Below are 22568 nucleotides of genomic sequence, written 5' to 3'. Positions count from 1 at the left end.
CGCGTGGAGATCGCGATCGTCCTCGGCCTCGTAGTGCTGTTCTTCGCTGCGGCCGTGGCCGTGGTGGCCTTCGAGGACCGGCGAGCCGCACATCGGAAGGCTCTGCAACGGGCCGCGCGGCTAGCGCGTCTCGGCGAGGTCGACCCGCTCGCTCCCCAACGCCTCCGCACGGACCGCTGAAGCCCGCAGCAGCAGGTAGAGCGCCGCGCCGACCCAGCCCACCGCGGCACCGGTCGTGTTGGTGATCAGGTCGTCCACATCGAAGATCCGGTACTGGAACGGCGCCGTCCCCCAGTTCGCGGTCAGCTGCGTGATCTCCACGAGCAGCGAGCACGCGAACCCCAGCAGCACGGTCCCGGCGAAGCCGCGCCGCCACAGCATCCGCGCGAAGATCCCCAGCGGTACGAACAGCACCACGTTCAACGCCATTTGCTCGAACGCCGTCGTCGTCAGCGCATCGACCAGGCCATTGCCCGCCGCGTCGCGGTGCACGTCCGCGATCCACTGGAACGGCACCAGTTGGACGTCCTGCGCCAGGTGGTGCGCGCGAGGCCCGGGCAGCGGCAGGAACACGACCGCCAGCGCGAGGCACGCGTAGCAGAGCAGCGCGCCCGTCGCCGCGACGCGCCGCCCGATCACCCGGCCGAACCGGGCGTGGTGCGTGATCACCTGTGGCACGAGCACCGCGGCCCAGAGCGCGAGGAAGACGAGTAGTCCGGTGCCCAGGGCGTTGACCTGCACTGATGTCATGCTTCGACGCTAAGTTCGCCCGCCGGCCCCGCGGATCGGTCGACCAGCCGGAAGTCCCGGCCCCGCATCGGCCGGATGGCCGAGGCGCTCCCGTTCACGCACCTTCCACCTATCGGGTCTGGTTTCTGCCGCGCTCCGCAGGAAGGATCCAGCGAGTTATGCCCCTTACGGAGGAAACATGGCTCTTTCACCCCGTTTGCTGCGACGCACCGTAGCCGTCACGGCCACCGTGCTCGCCGCCGTCGTGGCCACCGCCGCGCCGGCGTCGGCGCAGCGGCCGGCCCCGACCACCGACGTCCGGCTGATCACCTTCAACGACTTCCACGGCAACCTCGAGCCGCCCGCCGGCTCGTCCGGCCGGGTCACGCTGTCGGACGGCACGACCGTCAACGCCGGTGGTGCCGCGTACCTCGCCACGCACGTCAAGCAGCTCGAAGCGCAGGTCCGCAACTCGCTGCTGCTGTCGGCTGGCGACAACGTCGGCGCGTCCCCGCTCACCTCGGCGCTGTTCCACGACGAGCCGACCATGGACTTCCTCGACGAGATCGGCGTGCAGGCGTCCGTCGTCGGCAACCACGAACTCGACGAGGGCTACCAGGAGCTGCAGCGCATGCAGTTCGGCGGCTGCCACCCGACTGACGGCTGCCAGTTCGAGAAGTCGTACAAGGGTGCGAACTTCCCGATCCTGGGCAGCAACGTCTACTTCGACAACGGCCTGCCCGCGCTCCTGCCGTTCACCGTCAAGATCTCCGGCGGCGTGCCCATCGGCATCATCGGCGCCACGCTGAAGGACCTGCCGACCGTCGTCACCCCGACCGCGATCGAGGGCCTGAAGTTCGGCGACGAGGTCGAGGCGATCAACCGGACGTCGGGCTGGCTCGACAAGCTCGGCATCAGGTCGCAGGTCGTGCTGCTGCACCAGGGCGACAACGCGCCCACCGGCGGTCCCGACGACTGCAACGTCACCCCCGGCGCGGCGACCCAGATCGCGAAGAACGTGTCGGCGAGCGTCGATGCGATCTTCACCGGGCACAGCCACCAGCAGTACAACTGCGTGATCGACGACCCCGCCGGCAACCCGCGCACGGTGATCCAGGGCGCCTCGTTCGGGCGACTGCTGTCGGTCGTCGACCTCAAGATCGACACCCGCACCCGTGACGTCGTGCGCTCGGCCACCAAGGCGCACAACGAGGTCGTCACCCGCGACGTCACCCCGGACCCGGCCGTGCAGAAACTGGTCGACAAGGCGGTGACCGAGTCGGCGCCCATCGCGAACAAGCAGGTCGGCACCATCACGGCGGACCTGAAGGCCGCCGGCGCCGCGTCCGGTGAGTCCCCGCTCGGCGACGTCATCGCGGACGCCCAGCTCGAAGCGACCGCGAGCAACAACGCGCAGATCGCGATCACCAACCCGGGTGGCATCCGCGCCGACCTCACCTACGCCTCGTCACCTGCGGGCGAAGGCGACGGGGTGGTCACCTACGGCGAGGCGTTCACCGTGCAGCCGTTCTCGAACATCATGCAGACCATCACGCTGACCGGCGCGAACCTGAAGAACGTGCTGGAGCAGCAGTGGACCGCGACCAGCACGCGGCTACTGCAGATCTCGTCGACGCTGCACTACGCGTACTCGGCCTCGGCGCCGATCGGTTCGCGCGTCTCGAACATCACCGTCGGCGGCACGCCCGTCGACCCGAACGCGACCTACCGCGTGTCGGTGAACAACTTCCTCGCCGCGGGCGGGGACGGCTTCACCGAGTTCACCAAGGGCACCGACCTGACGGGTGGTCCGGTGGACCTCGACGCGCTGGTCGCGTACCTCGGCGCGCACCCGGGCATCGCCCCGCCGCCGGCCGACCGCATCACCGCGGTGGCCTGATTTCCCGAGAACCGGCGTGCGGCTCGCGAACGACAAGCCGTACGCCGGTTCTCTTTCGTGTCAAGGGTTTCTCAGCTGCGGAGAGTCGTCTTCGGTCTCCTGGGACCGCGGAAAAAGCCCCGTCTGCCGCAGTAACGGCCACACAGCGCCATCCCCTCGTCGTCCGGTTGAGCGATATTCACATCTGCTCGTACCGATCGCTCAAGCCGCGCCTCTTAGTAGACGACAAGACTTGGGTGACGGAGGTGGAGACGGTGACGCCGAAGCAGGTCACGGCCGACGAGGCAAGCCTGCACGAGACCATCGCGGGCACGCTCGCGTCGCAGGGCGACTGGCGTCGCGCGTACGAACACCTGAGGGTGGCGCTGGCGCTGGCGCGCGCCGAACCGTCGATCCCGGAGCAGTTGCGCCGCGAGGTGGACCGGCTGCGCCGCGAACGCGCCGAGGCGCGGGAGGAGAGCCTGCGGGACGCGCTCACGGCCGTCTACAACCGGCGTTATCTGGACCAGCGGCTGGAAGACCTGTTGTCGGACGCGCGCAAGCCGGTGGCCGTCGCGCTGGTCGACATCGACCTGTTCAAGAACGTGAACGACACGTTCGGTCACGTCGTGGGCGACCAGGTGTTGCGGCGGGTCGCCGAGTTGCTGCGGGAAGGGCTCCCGTCGCACGCGTTCTGTGCGCGTTACGGTGGCGAGGAGTTCATGCTGGTGCTGCCCGCGGTACAGCCGGATGCCGCCGTGCGGATCGCGGAGCTCGCCAGGGCGCGAATAGCGGAGCACCCCTGGTCGGCGCTGTGCGAGGGGCTCGCGGTCACGATCAGCGTGGGTCTGGCGTACCAGTCGGGTGAGATGAGCGCGAACCGCAGGCAGGTGCTGGAGGCGGACGACCTGTTGTACGCCGCCAAACACGCGGGCCGTAACCGGGTCGCGTACCGGGACCACGCGGGCACGCGGGTTGTCGAATACTGTCCGTAGTTTTCGGAGCGTGTGTGCTCCCATCGGTTCACCCGGTTTGTCGCAGCAGGCACGGTTCCTCGCACGCTCGGTGAAAAAACTGGCGGTGGGGTGTCGTCAGGAACGGCAAGTATCCGTACGATAACGATGCTCGCCGTTCGGGCGATCAATGTTTGAAGCCGTTTTTCGCCTGCAGGAGAGACTGGAAGGAGCCCGGGTGCCAGACGATCATGCCGCCGGCCCCGGCTCCCGTGCCCGGCGTCGACGCTCGCTGGACACCCACGGCGGAATCAGCGTGTCCGACGTGCTCGCGCAGCACACGGGAGCCCGCCCGGCCGCCGACCAGGCCGCCACGAGCAAGCCGAAGGATCCGCACCCGGCCCTGCCGCCTGGCGGGCGTCGTGCCGCGCCCGCCGACCCCCCGGTCCAGCGGCGCCCGCAGACCCCGCCTCCGGTGACCCGCCAGGCCCGCCGCCCGGTGCCCCCACTGGACTCCCGCCACGCGGCGCCGGAGTTTCCTGAGACTTCGGGTGCCGTTGAGGCTTCTGGCGCTTCGGACTCGCGGCACGCCGCCCCCGGGCCGGAGTCACGCCACGCCGCGCCGGAGGACCGAGAAAGCGCTTTCTCGCCCGGCTCTCCGGCTGGGATCGGTAGCGCCAGCGGCTTCTCCCGACTGCCCGACTCACGCCACGACGCTCCGGCTGGTGAGAGCGGCTTCACGCAGGCCCCCGACGCGCCGAACGGCCGTGAAAGCGGTTTCACGCGGGCCTCCGACTTTCGCCGTGAGGCTCCGGACGGCCGCGAGAGCGGTTTCACGCGGACACCCGAGTTCCGCCGCGACGCTGCGGACGGTCGTGAAAGCGGCTTCTCCCGAGCGCCCGGCTTGCCGGAGTCCCGCCACTCCGCCCCCGATGGCCTGGGAAGCGGTTTCGCGAAGGCACCGGGATCCCGCCACGCGGCCCCGAACAATGCGGAAAGCGTTGACCTGACACGCGATCCGTCCGATCCCCGCCGTGCCACCCGGAACGGGCACACCAGCGGCTTCTCGCGCGCGCCGGAAGCACCGGAGTCCCGCCACGCGGCACCGAACGGTCGAGAAAGCGCTTTCTTCACCCCCAGCTCCCGCCACTCGGCCCCCGACGAGCCCGGCACCGGCTTCCCCCAGGAACCAGAACCTTCGGAGGCACGCCACTCGGCCCCCGAACCTCCCCGGCGGCTTCGCCTGGTCGAAACACCACCGGAGCCGCCGGAATCCCCCCACAACCCGCCGGGACGCCAAGGCCCCGAGCCGCCGGACTCCCGCCCCGCGGCGTCGAGCCGCCAGGTCGCGCAGCCGCCCGAATCCCGCCACGCGACGCCGGGGGGCGCGGTCCCTGAATCGCCCGAATCCCGTCACGCGGTACCGGGTCGCGAGGTGCCGGAGTTGCCGGAGTCCCGCCCCGCGGCGTCGAATCGCGAGGCACCGGGGCCCCGTCGCGCCCTGCCGGGTCGCGAGGTCGCGCAGTCACCTGAATCCCGTCGCCCGACGCCGGGTGGCGCGGCCCCCGAATCGCGCCATGCGGTACCGGGCCGCGAAGTCCCCGAGCCGCTCGAACCGCGCCGTGCCGGGCACGGTCGTGAAGTCCCGCAGCCGTCGGAGTTCCCCAACTCCATGCCGGGCCGCGAGGTTCCCGAGTCGCGCCACGCGATGCCGGGTCGCGAGGTTCCGCAATCGCCGGAGTCGCGCCGCGCCTTGACGGGGCAGGATGTTCCGTCAACTCCGGAGTCCCGTCACGCGGTGCCGACTCGCGAGGTTCCGCAATCGCCGGAGTCGCGCCGCGCCGTGCCGGGTTCCGAGGTCCCCCAGCCGCCGGAGTCCCGCCGCGCCGGGCCCCGTGAGATGCCGGAACCGCCGGAGTTCCGCCACGCGGCGCGTGAGATTCCGGGCAACTCGGAATTTCGTCATGCCATGCCGAGCCGTGAAGTGCCGGATCGTGAGGTTCCGCAGTCGCCGGAAACTTTTCAGCGGCTTGGTCCCACCAGAACCGAGCGGCCCACGGCCGCGTCCGAACCCCGCCTTCTAGGTCCTGATGCGATTCGCCAGCCCGCGCCCGGCCTGAACGGTTCCGGCGCCGCGAATCCGGGGGCGTCTCCCGCCGCTGCCGAGCGTCCTGGCGCCGAGGAACCGCTGCCTCGTCGTGGCACGGGGCCTCGTCCCGTTCCCGGTGGGGCGGTCGGCCGACCGGCGGACGCCGTGCCCGCTCGCGAACTCGGACCTCGGCCCGCTCCCGGTGAGCCGCCGGTCGGGCGCCCCGGAGGACCGTTGCCCGGGCAGAATCCCGGGGGCCGTTCCGTCCCCGCCGCCGGTGAGTCGCGCGTCGGGCGCCCTGCTCCCGGTGAGCCGCCCGCCGGGCGTCCTGCCGAGCCTCGGCCTGCTCCTGGCACCCCGCCGTCCACAGTGGACGGTCCTACCCGTCGCGCGCAGCCTGCCGGGCCGTTCGAGGTTGCCGAGACGTCGCAGCCTCTGCCGCCGCGATCCGGCGACGCCGAGCCCACCAAGATTCGTCGGCCGCTCGGGGACCTTGCCGTCCCGGGCGAGCAGTCCGAAGGCGACAAAGCCGAGCCGCGGCGGCCGCGGACCGCCGAAGACCGGCTCACGATGACCGACGAGATGGAGCCGATCGACGACAGCACCAAGGTGCGCCGCAAGATCGACCACACCCTCGCCCGGTTCTCCGCTGCCCACGACGAGCTCGCCGAGGAAGAGGCCAAGCGCAAACAGCGCCTCGAAAAGCTCACGGCCCGGCCCGCGCAGCTGCTGGAACAGACCCGCACCCGGTTCCAGCGCGCGGTCGCCCCGGCGAAAGCCGCGGAAGCCGCCGCAAAACCCGAGGACGAAGAAGCCTCCCCACAGACCCGTCTGCAGGAAAAGAAACAACGGCACAACGAACGCACTGTCCGAATCGGACGGATCTCGCTGATCGTCGTCGCCGTGCTCGTCTTCCTTTCCACCGGCGCCGCCTGGGGGACCAAGACCTGGTTCAACAGCAAGTTCACCGAGATCGCCGCGCTCGACGAGAACTCCTCCGACATCCAGGACGCGCCGGCCCAGCTGGGCGACGAGAACTTCCTCATCGCGGGCTCCGACACCCGCGCCGGCGCCACCGCGGAAGAGAACGTCGGCGACGCGGACGAGGTCGGCGGCGCCCGCTCCGACACCGTGATGCTGGCCCACATCCCCGCCGACCGGAAGCGCGCCGTCGTCATCTCGTTCCCGCGCGATCTGGAGATCACCCGCCCCCCGTGCGAGCGCTTCGACTCCGCCGCCAACGACTACACCAGCGAGATCGTCCCGGCCGCCACCAAGGTCAAGCTCAACACCGCCTACGCCGTCGGCGGCCCGCGCTGCCTCATCAAGTGGGTGCAGCAGCTGACCGGCATGAAGATCAACCACTTCGTCGGCATCGACTTCAGCGGCTTCAAGGACATGGTCGACGCGGTCGGTGGCGTCACCGTGCACGTCGACAGCCCGATCAACGACACCACGCTGGGCATGGTGATCTCGCAGACCGGTGACGTGACGATCTCCGGCGACCAGGCGCTGAGTTTCGTCCGCGCCCGGCACGTCATCGGCGACCCGACGTCCGACTACGGGCGGATCAAGCGGCAGCAGGAGTTCATCGGTGCGCTCATGGCGAAGGTGATGTCCCACGGCGTGCTCACCAACCCGTCGCAGCTGACGGGATTCGTCACAGCGTTCGCCAAGGCCACCTTCGGCGACAACATCGGCGTCGACCAGATGCTCACGCTCGCACAGTCGATGAAGGGCCTCGACCCGTCGAAGGTCAACTTCATGACCGTGCCGACGGTCGGCGAGTCGAACTCCCGCGGCAACGAGGTTCTGCTGGAGAGCAAGGCCAAGGCGATCTTCCAGGCGCTCATCGACAACACAGCGTTACCGGGCACCACCCCGCAGTCGACCTCACCGGCCCCCGGTGCCGCGACCGGCGCAACCGGTTCGCCCGACCAGTAGATCGTTAGCCCCGGTTCACCACCGGTTCATCCGTGGATGCGGTGTTCGCCCTGCTCAGGCCGTAAGGTGTGGCCATGCGCGAGGCTTACCACGTCGAACTCGAACAGCTGGCCGGCAATCTGGCGAATATGTCGGTCCAGGTCGCCCACGCCATGGAGAAGGCCACCAAGTCCCTGCTGGACGCGGACCTCTCCCTGGCGGAACAGGTGATCGGGGACGACGCCAAGATCGACGACCTCCGTGCCCAGTGCGAGGAAGAGGCGTACGCCCTCCTCGCGTTGCAGGCCCCGGTCGCCACCGACCTCCGCACGGTGCTCGCCGTGATCCACGCCGCCGAAAGCCTGGAACGCATGGGCGACCTGGCCCTGCACGTGGCCAAGGCGGCCCGGCGCAGGCACCCGGAGCACGCGCTGCCCGAGCCGGTGCAGCCGTACTTCGCGGAGATGGGCGAGGCGGTCGTGCAGCTGGCGCTGCGCACCGAAGAGGTCATCAAGTCCAAGGACGCCGAGGCGGCCCGCTCGCTCGAAGCCGAGGACGACAAGGTCGACGACATCCACCGCCACCTGTTCAGCGTGATCATGGCGAAGGACTGGGAGTTCGGTGTCCCGGCCGCCGTGGACGTCACCCTCCTGGGCCGCTTCTACGAGCGCTACGCCGACCACGCCGTCTCGGTGGCGAAGCGCATGGTCTTCGTCGCCACCGGCAAGATGCCCGGCTACGGCTCGGACGAGGACATCTAGCGGCGGAGCCGCTGGTGTAGCGCGGTCATGCGGCTGTCGAGATCGGCGGCCGTGGCCGCGGCGGCGTGCAGTTCGGCGGCGAAGTCCTCAGGGGCCTCGCCGTCGTACTTGTAGAACAGCTTGTGCTCCACCGCCGCCCAGAAGTCCATCGCGATCGTGCGCATCTGGATCTCCACCTTGACCTTCACCACCCGGTCGGACAGGAACACCGGGATGCGCACGATCAGGTGCAGGCTGCGGTAGCCGTTGGGCTTCGGCTCGGCGATGTAGTCCTTCGTGCGGACGACCTCCACGTCGTCCTGCCGCCCGAGCATGCGCGCCACCTCGTACACGTCCGGCACGAACGGACACACCACCCGGATGCCCGCGACGTCCTCGATGTGCTCGCGGATCGCCTCGATGCCCGGCTCGATACCCTTGCGCCGCAGCTTGCGCAGGATCGCCTCGGGCTGCTTGACGCGGCTCGTGAGGTGCTCGATCGGGTCGTGCTGGTGGGCGAAGTCGAACTCCTCGGACAGGATCCGCAGCTTCGTCATCAGCTCGTCGACCGCGAACTTGTAGACCATCAGCTCCCGGCCCAGCTCGCGCAGCACCGCGGGAGGTTGGTCCAGGTCGTCGAGCACAGTCACAGTGCCAAGGTTACCTATTCGCGCGTGTGGCTCCGATCGAAGCGGCCACGACGCAGCACAGCGCGACCCACTGCAACGGGTGCAGCGACTCGTGCAGCACGACGAGCCCGGCGAGCGCGCCCACGGCGGGTTCGAGGCTCATCAGCACCCCGAACAGGCGCGGCGGAATGCGCCGTAGCGCCTCCAGCTCCAGCGAGTACGGGATCACCGACGACAGCAGGGCCACCGCGAGCCCGATCACCAGGATCCACGGCGACAGCAGCGCCGGACCGCTCTCCACGATGCCGACCGGCATGGCGACCATCGCCGCCACCGCCATGCCCAGCGCGAGCCCGTTGCCCTCGCTGGTGCGGCTGCCGAGCGCCGCGCTGAGCAGGATGTACAACCCCCAGCACACACCCGCGCCGAGCGCGAACAGCAGCCCCGCCAGCGACAGGTCCCCGCGCGTCTCGGCGAGCAGCACCACCCCGCCGGCGGCGAGCAGCGCCCACAGCGCGTCGACCAGGCGGCGCGACCCCGCCAGCGCGACCGCGAGCGGCCCCAGGAACTCCACCGTGACCGCGATCCCCTGGGGAATGCGGGCCAGCGCCTGGTAGAAGCTCAGGTTCATCACCCCGAGCACGACGCCGTACGTGAGCACGACGGGCCACGCGCGCCGCCCCAGCCGCACCGCCGGGCGCCACACCAGCAGCAGCACCACCGCGGCGAAGAACAGCCGCAGCGTGACCGTGCCCGCCGCGCCCGCGACGGTGAACAGCTGCTTCGCCAGCGACGCGCCCACCTGCACGCTGACGATCCCGACCAGGATCTGCAGCGGCGGGGGCACAGCCCCCAGCGCCCGCCCCGCGAGCGCGAAGGACCGCGGCCGCGGCAGGCGACCGCCGTACTCGTCCACATGCACCGAAACCACGTCACGACCCTAACGCGGGGGTACGACAGTTCTCGCGGGCCGGGATGCCGCGGAATATCCCCGCGCCACCCCTGGTTGTACGAACTGGTCGGTGCGGTTCGTGTCCCCCGGGCCTCACCTTTTCAGCCGTCAGGGAATACCGGTTCCGCTGGAGCCCTGTTCGGACCTTTCGCCGAGAGGCGACCGCCGCACCGACCCTCGACATGACGAAGGCCCTGGAACCGTGAGTGCCCAACGGTTCCAGGGCCTTCTTCGTGCCCGGATCAGCCGAAGCGGCCCGAGATGTAGTCCTCGGTGGCCTTCTCGTTCGGGTTGGAGAAGATCTTCTCCGTGTCGTTCAGCTCGACCAGCCGCCCGGGCTGCCCGACGCCGGCGAGGTTGAAGAACGCCGTCTGGTCCGACACCCGCGCCGCCTGCTGCATGTTGTGGGTGACGATGACGATCGTGTAGTCCTTCTTCAGCTCACCGATGAGGTCCTCGATCGCGAGCGTCGAGATCGGGTCGAGCGCCGAGCACGGCTCGTCCATCAGCAGCACGTCCGGCCGCACCGCGATGGCGCGGGCGATGCAGAGCCGCTGCTGCTGACCGCCGGAGAGGCCGCCGCCCGGCTTGTTCAGCCGGTCCTTGACCTCGTTCCACAGGTTCGCGCCCCGCAGCGCGCGCTCGGCGATCTCGTCGAGCTGCTTCCGGTTGCCCGCCCCGCCCGCGAGCTTCAGGCCCGCGACCACGTTGTCCTTGATGGACATCGTGGGGAACGGGTTGGGCCGCTGGAACACCATGCCGATGGTCCGGCGCACCTGCACCGGGTCCACGTTGGACGCGTAGATGTTCTCCCCGTCCAGCAGGACGTCACCGTCCACGCGCGCGCCGGGGATCACCTCGTGCATCCGGTTCAGCGTCCGCAGCACGGTCGACTTGCCGCAGCCGGACGGGCCGATGAACGCGGTGACGTTGCGCGGCGGCACCGACAGCGTGACGCTGTCCACGGCGTGGAACTTGCCGTAGTAGATGTCCAGATCCTTGACGTCGATTCGCTTTGCCATGGCGGATCAGCTCACTTCTTCTTCGGTGCGACCAGGCGGGAGACCACCGTGGCGACGAGGTTGATCAGGGCGATGATGAGGACCAGCGTCAGCGCCGCGCCCCAGATGCGGTCGAAGCCGACGCTGCCGGGCTCCATGGTGTTGGTCGCCCGCTCGTTGTTCATCAGCAGCGGCAGGGCGGCCTGTTCGTGGTTGAACAGGTCCCAGTTGGTGTAGGCCGAGTAGCCGACCAGCACCAGCAGGGGCGCGGTCTCGCCCATGACCCTGGCCAGGGCCATCATGATGCCGGAGATGATGCCGGACAGCGCCGTGGGGAGCACGACCTTCATGATCGTCTTCCACTTCGGCACCCCCAGCGCGTAGGACGCCTCACGCAGGTCGTCCGGCACGATCCGCAGCATCTCCTCCGCCGACCGCACGACCACCGGGATCATCAGCAGCACCAGGGCCAGCGACACGGCGAAACCGCTGCGCGGCAGGCCGAACGTGGTGATCCACAGGGCGTAGATGAACAGCGCGGCGACGATCGAGGGCACCCCGGACAGGATGTCCACCATGAACGTGGTGACCTTCGCGAGCCGGGTCCCGCGGCCGTACTCGACGAGGTACACCGCCACCAGCAGGCCGAGCGGCACGGCGATGACCGCGCACACCAGGCCCTGCTCCAGGGTGCCGACGATCGCGTGCAGCACCCCGCCGCCGACCTCGTCGGACAGCACCGAACCGAAGTCCTGGCTCCACCAGTTGGTGTACGGGATGCGCTTGATGCCGTTCGCGATCACCGTGTAGAGCACCCACACCAGCGGCACGACGGCGATGAGGAACGACAGCCACACCAGCACCGTGGCGAGGCCGTTCTTGAACTTCCGCGCCGCGCTGATCGACTGGAAGGCCGGGGACAGGGCCGGCCGCTCGGTTTCCGAGAGCGTGCTCGTCATGACTCAGTCGCCCTTCTTGTCACCGATGACGGCCCGCGCGGCGAAGTTCACCGCGAAGGTCAGCACGAACAGCACCAGGCCGGACGCGATGTACGCACCCGCCGAGGTCGGGTTGTTGAACTCGCTCGCGTTGGTGGCGATCTGCGAGGCGAACGTGGCGCCGCCATCGAAGATCGACCAGTCGAAGTGACCGCCGCGCGGGATGAACAGGATCACCGTGACGGCGATCGTCTCGCCGAGCGCCCGGCCGAGGCCGAGCATCGAAGCGCCGATGTAACCCGCCTTGCCGAACGGCAGCACCGTGGTGCGGATGACCTCCCAGCGCGTGGCCCCCAGTGCGAGCGCGCCCTCGATGTGCGCGACCGGCGTGCGCTGGAACACCTCGCGGGACAGCGACGTGATGATCGGCAGCACCATCACCGCGAGCACGATGCCGGCGGTGAAGATCGTGCCCGAGAAGTTCGGGTACACGTTGCCGGTGCCGAAGATCGGGATGAAGCCGACCACGTCGTTGATCCACTGGGCGAACGGCGCGACCACCGGCGCGAACACGAGGATGCCCCAGAGGCCGAAGATGATCGAGGGGACCGCGGCCAGCAGGTCGATGACGTACGCGAACGGCCTGGCCAGCCGGCGCGGCGCGTACTGGGTGAGGAACAGGGCGATGCCCAGCGAGATGGGCATCGCGATGATCAGCGCCACGATCGACGTGTAGATCGTGACCAGCAGCAGGTCGAAGATGCCGAACTGCAGGTTGGTGGGGTCGCCCGTGGACCACACCCGTGAGGTCAGGAAGTTGACGTTGTCCGCGGACAGCGCCGGGATCGCCTGCACGACGAGGAAGATGCCGATCAGGCCGATGAGCGCCACGACGAAGACGCCGGCACCCGTGGTCAGGTTCTTGAAGATGCGGTCGCCCGGCCGGACCTTGGTCCGGCTTCGAGTCACTGGTTGCGCCGAAATCGTGGCCTCCGGGGGGTGGGAAACGACGACGGAAGCCCACCGGGGTGACCGGTGGGCTTCCGCGTCGAGATGGACTCGCTCATTTTCCTCGGGTGACCGCTACCTAGGAGATCGCGTTGATGGCGGTCAGCACCTTGTCCTGCAGGCTCTGCGGCAGCGGCACGAAGCCCTTGTCCGCGATGGGCTGCTGGGCGGTGGTGGCCGACACGGTCAGGAACGCCTTGACCGCCTTGGCGGTGTCGGCGTCGTAGCCCTTCGAGCAGACGATCTCGTACGTCGTCAGCAGCAGCGGGTACGCACCCGGGGTGTTGGCGGCGTAGATCTTGTCGAGGTCCATCGCCAGGTCGTTGCTGCCCGGGGTCTTGAACACCGCGGCGTCGAGCGCCTTGCCGACGTTCTGCGGGGTCAGCTCGACGGCGCCGGAGCCGCTGTCGATCTTGGCGGCGGTGAGACCGTCCTTGACGTAGGAGGACTCGACGTAACCGATCGCGCCGTCAGCCGCGCGGATGGCCGAGGCCACACCGTTCGAGCCCGACGCGCCGTTGCCGACGCCACCCTTGAAGGCCTTGCCGGTGCCCTGGGTCCACGCGCCCTTCGAGGCGGCGGACAGGTAGTGCTGGAAGTTGTCCGTGGTGCCGGACTCGTCCGAGCGGGAGAACACCTGGATCGGCTTCGCGGGCAGGGGCACGCCGGAGTTCAGCGCGGCGATGGCCGGGTCGTTCCAGGTCTTGATCTGGCCGTTGAAGATCTTGGCGGCGACCTCGCCGTTCAGCGTCAGCGAGGAGACGCCGTCCAGCTTGTAGGCGATCGCGACCGGGCCGACGACCATCGGCAGGTTCCAGGCCGGGTTGCCGGCACAGCGGGTCTTCGCGGCGTCGACGTCCGCGCCGCTCAGCGGCGAGTCCGAGCCACCGAAGTCGACCTGCTTGGCGTTGAACTGCTTCACGCCGGCGCCGGAGCCGGTCGCGTTGTAGTTGACGACCTGGCCCGGGCACGCCTTGGCGTACTGCTGGGCGAAGACGTCCACCGCCGTCTTCTGAGCGGTCGAGCCTTCTCCGGAGAGCGGGGTCTTGCCGCCGCACACCACGTTCGCGGTGCCGGTGGCGGCGGCCGCCGCACCGGAGGTCGGGGTGCCGCTGTTGTTCGAGGCCGGGTCCGAGCCACAGGCGGCAAGGACGAGCGCAGCGCTCGCCACCATGCCGACGGCACCCATCGGCCGCAGAATCTTCACTGTCGTGTCCTCCAGCTGTCTGAGCTTTTCAAAACCGGACACTAGGCAGACAGGGTGGCCGGGTGGCCGTGAACAGGTGAACGCAGGGTGAACAAGGTGGCGTTTCCCGCGTGTCGTACACCACCGAAGGAGCGCCGTGTCCTAGCTGTGACCAGCGGGTTTGCCCATCGTGACGGGCAGTTGGCGCCCTGTTAACCCGCCCCGCGATGCGGTTACCGTGCGTATTGAACGTCCACGGCGAAACGGGTGAAGCCGAGTCGCTCGTACACGGCGAGTGCCGGTGCGTTGTCCCCTTCGACGTACAAGATCACGTGCCGCAACCCCCGTTCGCGCAGGTGCCGCAGGCCCGCCAGGGTGAGTGCCTTGCCCAGTCCGCCACCCTGCGCACGCGGGTCGACGCCCACCACGTAGACCTCCCCGACGGGCTCGCCGTCGAAGCGGTCCGGGTCGGCCGGGTGCACCTTCGTCCAGTGGAAGCCGACGACACGGCCGTCGCGTTCGGCGAGGAAGAAGCCCGCCGCGTCGAACCAGCCCTCGGCCTCGGTGGCGCGCAGCTCCTCGACGGTCAGCGCGCCCTGCTCCGGGTGCCAGTCGAAGGCGCGGGCGTTGACGTCGATCACGGTCTGCTCGTCCTGGCCGGGCACGAACGTCCGCAGGGTCACGCCGTCGGGCAGCGTCGGCTCCGGCCAGTCCCGGACGTCGACGTGGAGCACCAGCAGCTCCCTCGCGCGCGTGAAACCCGCCCGCTCGGCGATCCGGGCGGCGGCCGGGTGATCACCGTGGGCCCACACGCGCAGCTTGCCGTCGCCCACCTTGTCGACGAGCGCTTCGGTCAGCCGGGTGGCGACGCCCTGGCGCCGGAAGTCCGGGTGCACGATCAGCTCGGCCACCTGACGGCCGAACGAGTCACCGGTGGTGTCGAGGTGGGCGTACCCGGCCGGCTTCCCGTCCACGCGGGCGAGCAGGTGCAGGCCGCCCGAGAACTCGCCGGGCAACGGCCCGTCGGCGGTCACCTCCGGGCGCCCGTCCACCTCGCGTGCCGCGAGCAGCAGCCCGCGGATCCCACGCAGGGCGGCTTCGTCCGGTTCGTCGACCCACACCGTGTTCAGCACGGGTCCGACGCTACTGCGCGGGGACCTCGCTGGGCAGCTCGACGTTGTCGAACGACAGCGACGCCACACCCTGCTTCGGGCCCTTCGCGGGCCGCTCGAACTTGTAGCCGACGTTGCGCACGGTGCCGATCATCTGCTCGTGCTCGGGGCCGAGCTTCGCGCGCAACCGCCGGACGTGCACGTCCACCGTCCTGGTGCCACCGAAGAAGTCGTAGCCCCAGACCTCCTGCAGCAGCTGGGCGCGGGTGAACACGCGGCCCGCGTGCTGGGCGAGGTACTTGAGCAGCTCGAACTCCTTGTACGTGAGTTCGAGGGTGCGGCGGCGCAGCCGCGCGGTGTAGGTGGCCTCGTCGATCACCAGCTCGCCGACGCGCAGCTCGGCGTCGACCTGGGCCGAGCCGCCGTCGCGGGTGGTGGCCAGGCGCAGCCGCGCGTCGACCTCGGCCGGGCCCGCGGTGGGGAGCAGGATGTCGTCGGTGCGCCACTCGGCGCTGACCGCGACCAGTCCGCCCTCGCCGACCACGGCGATGATCGGGGTGCCTGCCTCGTCCTCGCCCGCGCCCTTGAGCAGGCGGCAGAGGCTCTTGGCGGAGGCCAGGTCGGTGCGGGCGTCGAGCAGGATCACGTCGCGGTGGCCGGCGTCCAGGAGCGCGGTGACTTCCGGTGCGCGCACGCGTACGGTGTGGGGCAGCAGGTCCAGGGCCGGCAGGACTGAGGTGGCTTCCGCCTCCGGAGTGAGAACGAGCAGGTCCAGGCTCATCGCCGCACCGCCTTCTGGTAGATCGTAGCTCGGGCGCTCTCGGCCGGTGTTTGTTCGAGGGTAGCCGGTGAACAGCCGAAACACCTCCCCCCTGCTGTGCTCGTCACACCAGCGTCACACTGGGGACCCCTATCGTTCAGTCGCGCGAAGAGCCGCTTTCCGACAGATCGGATACGAAGAGTGAGCAGGCCCGGAACCCAGGACCGCACAGCGTCACCGGCCACGGCCAACCGCCGGGGCAGGCGCGCCCGCCGCATCGTCATCAGCCTGCTGGTGCTGGTCGCACTGCTGGTCGGGGCCGACTTCGGCCTCGCCGCGTTCGCCGAGCACACGGTCTCGCAGAAGGCCCGCGAGCAGCTGGGCCTGACCGACGACCCGTCGGTGACGATCCACGGCTTCCCGTTCACCACCCAGGCGATCGCGGGCGACTACCGGCACATCTCACTGTCCGCCTCGGGCGTGCCGATCAAGGACCTCAAGGACGTCGCGGTCAACGCCGAGCTGGAGAACGTGACGGCACCGCTGTCGGACCTGGTGAACGGCAACACCGACGCGATCAAGATCGGCCAGCTGGAGGCCCAGGTCACCATCAAGGCCAGCGACATCGCCAAGATCGACCCGCTCACCAAGATCCAGGACCTGCGAATCGAGCCGTCCAGCGTCGAGTACGTGCAGACCGGCCAGGACAGCAGCGACGAGCAGACGCGGGAGCAGGAGGAGCAGGACAAGTCGAAGGCGGGCGTCCGCGTCTCGGGCACCGTGCAGATCGCCGGGCAGGAGCTGGAGATCTTCTGCTTCGCCATGATCGAACTGCACGGCACGCAGATCGAGATCGTGCCGCAGCGGCTGCAGTACGGGAATGACAAGGAGACCACCGTCGTTCCCCAGGCAGTGCAGAAGGCCCTGCTGCCCAACTTCAAGGCCACGATCGACACCGGCAGCCTGCCGTTCGAGGTGACCCCCACCGCGGTGCAGGTCAACAGCGGTTCGGTGACGATCAAGGGCGAGGCGAAGAACGTGACGTTCAGCGGGGCCACCACGGCGGGAAGGTGAGCTGATGGTCGGCGTCTGGGTCGTGCTGGGAGTGCTCGTGCTCGGCGGCATCGCGGGTGCGGTGCTGCAGGCACGCAACGGCAGGATCCGTGCGGCGAAGGCGAAGCAGGAGCGGCGTGAGCTGCCTGCTCCCGTCGCCGAGGCCCTCGACCCGGACGCCGCGGTCACCCTGGTGCAGATCTCCACCACGTTCTGCGCGCCCTGCCGGCACACGAAGGCGGTCCTCGAACCGCTCGCCGCGCGCACCGACGGCCTGCGGCACGTCGAGCTCGACGTGACGAACCAGCCGGAGGTCGCGCAGGCGCTCGGGGTGCTGCGCACGCCCACCACGCTCGCCTTCTCACCTGCTGGGAAGGAACTGCTGCGCATCAGCGGCGTACCGAAGGGTTCCGCAGTACTGGAAGCCCTGGACGAGCATCTTTCCGGATCCGGCACTCGTCCCACCCAGTGAGCGGCATTCCCACGAAGAGGGAGCGCTGGGTACTCTGAATGGCGTGACGACCACTCTGCTGACCCAACGACGCGCGGTCGACCTGTGCCGCGTGCGCAGCAGCCTGTGTCTGTCCTGACGAGCTGGTCATAGCTCCCCTTCCCCCGGTTTTTTCGCAAGGTTCGTTTAGTCGTGCGCGCTCGCGCCGTCCCGGGAGGTCAGATGTCGGCAGGACCCGCCGTCGATCCGCGTGGTCCGCGGTTCGCGGCAGTGCTCACCACGATCGTGCTCGTGGTCGTGCTGGTCACTGGCTGGTGGCCGCTGCTCGCGCTGCAGACAGTGGTGTTCGCCATCGGCGCGTTCGTCGGGCTGAAGCCGGCGCCGTACTCGCTGCTGTACCGCTACCTCGTCGCGCCCCGCCTCGGGCCGACCAGCGAGCGCGAGGACGCGGCGCCGCTGCGGTTCGCGCAGGCCGTCGGGTTCGTGTTCGCGCTGGTCGGCACCATCGGCTACGCCACCGGCGTGACGACGCTCGGCCTCGTCGCCACCGCGTTCGCGCTGTTCGCCGCCTTCCTGAACGCGGCCTTCAACTTCTGTCTCGGCTGCGAGATGTACCTGCTGATCCGGCGGGTCGTCCCCGCCGGCCAGACGTCCTGAAACCCGTCCACCCAACGAAGAGAGAAAGAGAGTCAGCTCACATGAGCCGAGAAGACGTCCTGGTCACGACGCAGTGGGCCGAGGAGAACCTGGACACCCCCGGCGTGGTCTTCGCCGAGGTGGACGAGGACACGACGGCCTACGACGGCGGCCACATCCGCGGCGCCGTGAAGATCGACTGGAAGAACGAGCTGCAGGACCCGGTCCGCCGCGACTTCGTGGACCGCGCCGGCTTCGAGAACCTCCTGTCCGAGAAGGGCATCTCGAACGACGACCTGGTGGTCCTCTACGGCGGCAACAACAACTGGTTCGCCGCGTACGCCTACTGGTACTTCAAGCTCTACGGCCACGAGAACGTCAAGCTGCTCGACGGTGGCCGCAAGAAGTGGGAGCTGGACGGCCGCGAGCTGACCACCGACGAGGTCAAGCGCGAGCGCACCAGCTACTCCGCCAAGGAGCCGAACACCGCGATCCGCGCCTTCCGCGACGAGGTCGTCGACGCCATCGGCACCAAGAACCTGGTCGACGTGCGCTCGCCCGACGAGTTCTCCGGCAAGCTGCTCGCCCCGGCGCACCTGCCGCAGGAGTCGGCGCAGCGCGGCGGCCACATCCCGTCGGCGCTGAACGTGCCGTGGGCCAAGACCGCCAACGAGGACGGCACGTTCAAGTCGGCCGAGGAGCTGCGGGAGCTGTACTCCGAGGCGGGCCTGGACACCGGCAAGGCCACCATCGCCTACTGCCGCATCGGCGAGCGTTCCAGCCACACCTGGTTCGCGCTGCACGAGCTGCTCGGCCTGGAGGACGTCAAGAACTACGACGGTTCCTGGACCGAGTACGGCTCGCTGGTCGGCGTGCCGATCGAGACGGGTGCGGGCAAGTGAGCGCCGACGGCTGCGGCGCGCCGGCCCAGACGGCGACGCCCGAGGACATCGACACGCAGGGCCAGGTCGTGGTCGCGGGCAAGGTGACCGGCAGCGCCGGTCCGCTCGGCGGCGCGTACGTGCGCCTGCTCAACGGTGACGGCGACTTCGCCGGCGAGGTGCAGGCTTCGCCGGAGGGTGACTTCCGGTTCTACGCCGCCCCCGGTGCCTGGACGGTGCGTGCCCTGCACCGCTCGGGCAACGGTGAGGCGTCGGTGACCGCGGAAGGTCCCGGACTGCACCAGGTGGCCATCTCGGTCGCCTGAGCACTGCTGCGCACGAGGCCGTCTCCCCGCCGGGGAGGCGGCCTCGTCGCGTGTCGAGTGCCACCCCGGGCGGCGGCGCGCGGACGGTGCCGGAGAGTTAAGCTGCCCGGGTGGAGATCCTGTTTACGACGCTGATGGTGATCATGGCGATCGCCGTCGTCTGGTTCACGGTCTACGTCATCTACCGCCTGTACGCCGACCAGCGCTGAGCCCGATGAGCAGTGGCGATGAAGCCATCCAGGCCGCGGAGGAGCGGGCCGCGAGCACGCGTGACCGCAACCTCCCCCAGTTCGAGGACCTGCCCATCCCCGGCGACACCGCGAACCTGCGGCAGGGCCCGGACCTCAACGACGCCTGCCTGGCGTTGCTGCCGCTGGTCGGGGTGTGGCGCGGCGAGGGTGAGATCAACTACTCCACCATGGAGAAGCCGGTCAAGTTCGCCCAGCAGCTGACGATCGCGCACGACGGCAGGCCGTTCCTCTACCACGAGTCGCGCTCGTGGCTGGTCGACGACGAGGGCGCGGTGATCCGCCCGGCCGCCCGCGAGGTCGGCTGGTGGCGCCCGCAGGCGGACGACACGATCGAGCTGCTGCTCACCCACTCCAGCGGCATCATGGAGATCTTCTACGGCAAGCCGCGCAGCCAGACGGCCTGGGAGCTGGGCACCGACGCGGTGGTCCGTACGGCCAGCGCGAAGGAGGTCACCGGCGCGCAGCGGCTCTACGGCCTGGTGAACAACGGCGACCTCGGCTACGTCGAGGAGCGCGCCATGGCCGGTCAGCCCATGCAGCCCCACGTCTCCGCATATCTCCGTCGCGTAGCGGGCTGAATGAGTGATGGGAGTGGCCTGCGTGGCGGTGCGGGTGGCGGAACCTCAGACGCCCTCTCGCTCCGGGATCGCCTCCTCATGAATGCCAATTCACCACGTCGGCGCTGTCCTCGCGAGAGGACGTCTGAGAACCCGCGTCGGTGCGGGTTGACGGCCCACAGCAAGCGGCTCCGCCGCTTCGGGAACAAAAGCTAGTGCGCTGGCTGCCTTACGGCCCGGACGCGGTGCTCGTCGAATGCGATTCGCTGGGCGAGATGAGCGCGGTACGGGCGACGGTCACGGCCGCCCGGCTGCCGGACGTCGTCGAGGTCGTTCCCGGCGCGCGCACGGTGCTCGTCGTCGGCCGCCCGGGGACGTCCGCGCTGCAGCAGGCACGCAAGGCCGTCGAGGCCGCCGACCTGGAGCACCCGCCCGGCGCCGATCCGCGTGAGGTCGAGCTGCCGGTGACCTACGACGGCGAGGACCTCCGCCTGGTCGCCGAGACCGCGGGGATCTCCGTCGAGGAGGTCGTGCAGCTGCACACGGGCGCCGAGTACACCGTCGCCTTCACCGGGTTCGCGCCCGGTTTCGCCTACCTCACCGGCCTGCCCGAGCCCTTGCGACAGTCGCGTTTGGACACTCCACGCACGAGGGTGCCCGCCGGTTCCGTGGGCCTGGCCGGGGAGTTCACCGGCGTGTACCCGCGCTCGTCGCCCGGCGGCTGGCGCCTGCTCGGCCACACCGAGACCGTCCTGTTCGACCCGCGCGCGGAACGGCCCGCGCTGCTCGCGCCCGGCGACCGGGTGCGGTTCCGGAGCGTGCGATGAGGACGCTCGAAGTCGTCGAACCGGGACCGGCCGCGCTGGTCGAGGACCTCGGCCGCCCCGGCTACGCCCACCTCGGCGTGCCGCCGTCGGGCGCGCTGGACGTGCCCGCCCTGCGCTTGGCCAACCGGCTGGTCGGCAACGACGACGGCTGCGCGGGGATCGAGTCGCTGCTCGGCGGGCTGGTCCTGAGGGCCCGGTCGTCGTGCACGGTCGCCGTCACCGGGCCGCCTGTGCGGGTGACCGTGGACGGCCGTCCCGCGGGCTCCCACCTGCCGATCCACCTGAGGCCCGAGCAGGTGCTGGAGATCGCCGCACCCCAAACCGGGCTGCGCTGCTACCTGGCGGTTTCCGGCGGCATCGCCGCCGACGCCGAGTTGGGCAGCCGGTCCCGCGACGTGCTGTCCGGCATCGGCCCGCAACCGCTGAAGGCCGGTGACGTGCTGCCGCTCGGCGAGCCGCAGGGCATTCCGACCGGTGAGGACGAGCTGGCCGCGCGCCGCCCGCCCGCCGAGCTGGTCGTACCCGTGCTGCTGGGGCCGCGGCACGACTGGTTCGCCGAACCAGCGCAGCAGCTCGCCGTGGCGTGGACCGTCACGCCGGAGTCGAACCGGGTCGGCCTGCGCCTCGACGGCACACCGCTGCGCCGTTCGAAGGACGGCGAGCTGCCCAGCGAGGGCCTGGTGACCGGCGCGATCCAGGTGCCGCCCAGCGGGCTGCCCGTGGTGTTCCTCGCCGATCACCCGACCACCGGCGGCTATCCGGTGATCGGGGTGGTGGCGCCGAGGTCCTTGCCCGCCCTCGCGCAGGCGCGCCCCGGCACCACCGTTCGCTTCCGGCCTCAGGCGTAGACGTCCTCGTACGCCTTCGCCAGCTCCGCGTGCACCGCACCGGCATCCGGCAGCTGCTCGCCGTCGAGGGTGTGCACCCGGGTCAGCTTCCGCACCGACGAGGCCAGGAACAGGCCGTCGTTGTCGTGCAGGTCCTCCACCGACAGCGGTTCGATCTTGGTGGTCCAGCCGGCGCGCTCGGCGCCGCGGAACACCGCGGCCTGCGTGGTGCCGGGCAGGATCCCGATCGTCGCCGGCGGCGTGTACAAGGTGCGGCCGCGCGCGACGATCACGTTGGACGTCGGGCCTTCCAGCACCGAACCGTCCGTCGCCAGGAAGATCACGTCCTCGGCGCCGCGGCGGGCGGCCTCGCGCCCGGCGGCCATGTTCACCGCGTACGACAGGGACTTCGCGCCCAGCAGCAGCCACGGCGCCCGCTCGGCCAGTCCCGGGTCGATGCCGCGGTCCAGCGTGACGACGGACACGCCCTCGGCGCGCGCCCGGATGATCTTCTCCCCGATCGGGCTGGCCAGCACGAAGGCCGTCGGCGTCGGGTCCGGCGTGCCGTCGACGCCGCGGGTGTAGACGAGCTTGAGGGCGCACTCGGTCTCGCTCGGCCACTGGTCCAGCACGAGCCGGACGGTGCGCTGCCACGCCTCGTCGTCGGGTTCCGGCAGGTCGAGCATCGACGCCGAGCGGGCCAGCCGGTCCAGGTGGGGGCGCAGCTCACGCGGCTCGCCGCCGACGACGAGCACCGTTTCGAAGATGCCGTCGCCACGCTGCACGCTGAGGTCGTCCACCCGGATGTGCGGGTCTTCGGGGTTCGCGAGGGTTCCGTCGAGGAAAGCGAGTACGCGCAT

The 22568-nt window shown here is 69.9% G+C and carries 22 protein-coding genes; 12 read left to right on the top strand and 10 right to left on the bottom strand.

From position 1 onward, the window contains the following. Nucleotides 1-120: 120 nt before the first annotated feature. The gene (locus tag FHX82_RS00640; protein WP_145932460.1) at nt 121-750 is read right to left on the bottom strand and encodes a VanZ family protein; all 630 of its coding nucleotides are present in this window, start codon (nt 748-750) and stop codon (nt 121-123) included. 178 nt (nt 751-928) lie between these two features. On the opposite strand from FHX82_RS00640, the gene FHX82_RS00635 reads away from it, so the two are divergent. The 4 genes from FHX82_RS00635 (at nt 929) to phoU (ending at nt 8334) form a co-directional block, all read left to right on the top strand. Then, the gene (locus FHX82_RS00635) at nt 929-2629 is read left to right on the top strand and encodes a bifunctional metallophosphatase/5'-nucleotidase (RefSeq protein WP_145932461.1); all 1701 of its coding nucleotides are present in this window, start codon (nt 929-931) and stop codon (nt 2627-2629) included. Between the two features lie 236 nt (nt 2630-2865). Next, nucleotides 2866-3603, top strand: a complete 738-nt coding sequence (locus FHX82_RS00630) for a GGDEF domain-containing protein (protein ID WP_145932462.1) — start codon at nt 2866-2868, stop codon at nt 3601-3603. Between the two features lie 2617 nt (nt 3604-6220). Next, nucleotides 6221-7594 carry an LCP family protein gene (locus tag FHX82_RS00625; protein WP_145932463.1) on the top strand — a complete coding sequence of 458 codons (1374 nt, stop codon included), beginning with the start codon at nt 6221-6223 and terminating at the stop codon, nt 7592-7594. 74 nt (nt 7595-7668) lie between these two features. Beyond that, complete coding sequence (phoU, locus tag FHX82_RS00620; RefSeq protein WP_145932464.1) at nt 7669-8334, top strand: phosphate signaling complex protein PhoU; 666 nt, start codon at nt 7669-7671, stop codon at nt 8332-8334. Here phoU and FHX82_RS00615 read toward each other — a convergent pair. The 8 genes from FHX82_RS00615 to FHX82_RS00580 all read right to left on the bottom strand — a co-directional run bounded on the left by FHX82_RS00615 (nt 8331) and on the right by FHX82_RS00580 (nt 15920). Then, the gene (locus FHX82_RS00615; RefSeq protein ID WP_145932465.1) at nt 8331-8963 is read right to left on the bottom strand and encodes a GTP pyrophosphokinase; all 633 of its coding nucleotides are present in this window, start codon (nt 8961-8963) and stop codon (nt 8331-8333) included. The genes phoU and FHX82_RS00615 overlap by 4 nt on opposite strands. Nucleotides 8964-8973: 10 nt before the next feature. After that, nucleotides 8974-9873 (bottom strand): EamA family transporter, encoded by a 900-nt coding sequence (locus tag FHX82_RS00610; RefSeq protein WP_373308625.1) that lies wholly within the window; start codon nt 9871-9873, stop codon nt 8974-8976. A gap of 263 nt (nt 9874-10136) precedes the next feature. Beyond that, nucleotides 10137-10916 (bottom strand): phosphate ABC transporter ATP-binding protein PstB, encoded by a 780-nt coding sequence (pstB, locus tag FHX82_RS00605; RefSeq protein ID WP_145932466.1) that lies wholly within the window; start codon nt 10914-10916, stop codon nt 10137-10139. 11 nt (nt 10917-10927) lie between these two features. Next, entirely contained in the window at nt 10928-11854 is a 927-nt protein-coding gene (pstA, locus tag FHX82_RS00600) for a phosphate ABC transporter permease PstA (RefSeq protein ID WP_145932467.1), read from the bottom strand. Between the two features lie 3 nt (nt 11855-11857). Further along, the gene (gene pstC, locus FHX82_RS00595; RefSeq protein WP_145932468.1) at nt 11858-12802 is read right to left on the bottom strand and encodes a phosphate ABC transporter permease subunit PstC; all 945 of its coding nucleotides are present in this window, start codon (nt 12800-12802) and stop codon (nt 11858-11860) included. A 118-nt stretch (nt 12803-12920) separates the two neighbouring features. Continuing rightward, nucleotides 12921-14048 (bottom strand): phosphate ABC transporter substrate-binding protein PstS, encoded by a 1128-nt coding sequence (gene pstS, locus FHX82_RS00590; RefSeq protein WP_145932469.1) that lies wholly within the window; start codon nt 14046-14048, stop codon nt 12921-12923. A 212-nt stretch (nt 14049-14260) separates the two neighbouring features. Next, the gene (mshD, locus tag FHX82_RS00585; protein ID WP_145932470.1) at nt 14261-15160 is read right to left on the bottom strand and encodes a mycothiol synthase; all 900 of its coding nucleotides are present in this window, start codon (nt 15158-15160) and stop codon (nt 14261-14263) included. A 10-nt stretch (nt 15161-15170) separates the two neighbouring features. After that, nucleotides 15171-15920 (bottom strand): winged helix-turn-helix transcriptional regulator, encoded by a 750-nt coding sequence (locus FHX82_RS00580; protein ID WP_145932471.1) that lies wholly within the window; start codon nt 15918-15920, stop codon nt 15171-15173. 180 nt (nt 15921-16100) lie between these two features. Here FHX82_RS00580 and FHX82_RS00575 point away from each other — a divergent pair, with 180 nt between their 5' ends. From FHX82_RS00575 to FHX82_RS00540, 8 genes are all read left to right on the top strand, one after another. Next, entirely contained in the window at nt 16101-16973 is an 873-nt protein-coding gene (locus FHX82_RS00575; RefSeq protein WP_183176416.1) for an LmeA family phospholipid-binding protein, read from the top strand. 4 nt (nt 16974-16977) lie between these two features. Beyond that, entirely contained in the window at nt 16978-17424 is a 447-nt protein-coding gene (locus tag FHX82_RS00570) for a TlpA family protein disulfide reductase (protein ID WP_145932472.1), read from the top strand. Between the two features lie 201 nt (nt 17425-17625). Next, entirely contained in the window at nt 17626-18060 is a 435-nt protein-coding gene (locus FHX82_RS00565) for a DUF4395 domain-containing protein (protein ID WP_145932473.1), read from the top strand. A gap of 41 nt (nt 18061-18101) precedes the next feature. Further along, nucleotides 18102-18941, top strand: coding sequence for a sulfurtransferase (locus FHX82_RS00560; protein WP_145932474.1), 840 nt, complete (start codon nt 18102-18104; stop codon nt 18939-18941). Further along, the gene (locus FHX82_RS00555; protein ID WP_145932475.1) at nt 18938-19246 is read left to right on the top strand and encodes a DUF1416 domain-containing protein; all 309 of its coding nucleotides are present in this window, start codon (nt 18938-18940) and stop codon (nt 19244-19246) included. The genes FHX82_RS00560 and FHX82_RS00555 overlap by 4 nt, the downstream gene beginning before the upstream one ends. Before the next feature lie 214 nt (nt 19247-19460). Next, on the top strand, nt 19461-20075 hold the full coding sequence (locus FHX82_RS00550; protein WP_145932476.1) for a heme-binding beta-barrel domain-containing protein: 615 nt from the start codon (nt 19461-19463) through the stop codon (nt 20073-20075). 194 nt (nt 20076-20269) lie between these two features. After that, nucleotides 20270-20881 carry a 5-oxoprolinase subunit PxpB gene (gene pxpB, locus FHX82_RS00545; RefSeq protein ID WP_145932477.1) on the top strand — a complete coding sequence of 204 codons (612 nt, stop codon included), beginning with the start codon at nt 20270-20272 and terminating at the stop codon, nt 20879-20881. Beyond that, the gene (locus FHX82_RS00540; RefSeq protein ID WP_145932478.1) at nt 20878-21729 is read left to right on the top strand and encodes a 5-oxoprolinase subunit C family protein; all 852 of its coding nucleotides are present in this window, start codon (nt 20878-20880) and stop codon (nt 21727-21729) included. The genes pxpB and FHX82_RS00540 overlap by 4 nt, the downstream gene beginning before the upstream one ends. Here FHX82_RS00540 and FHX82_RS00535 read toward each other — a convergent pair. Continuing rightward, nucleotides 21720-22568: an aminodeoxychorismate lyase gene (locus FHX82_RS00535; protein WP_145932479.1), complete on the bottom strand. Its 849-nt coding sequence runs from the start codon at nt 22566-22568 to the stop codon at nt 21720-21722. The two genes, FHX82_RS00540 and FHX82_RS00535, sit on opposite strands and share 10 nt — an antisense overlap.

It is taken from the genome of Amycolatopsis bartoniae (assembly GCF_014191255.1).
Lineage (GTDB): Bacteria > Actinomycetota > Actinomycetes > Mycobacteriales > Pseudonocardiaceae > Amycolatopsis_E > Amycolatopsis_E bartoniae.
The sequence above is the reverse complement of the archived record's forward strand: the minus strand, read 5'-3'. Positions and strand labels throughout refer to the sequence as shown.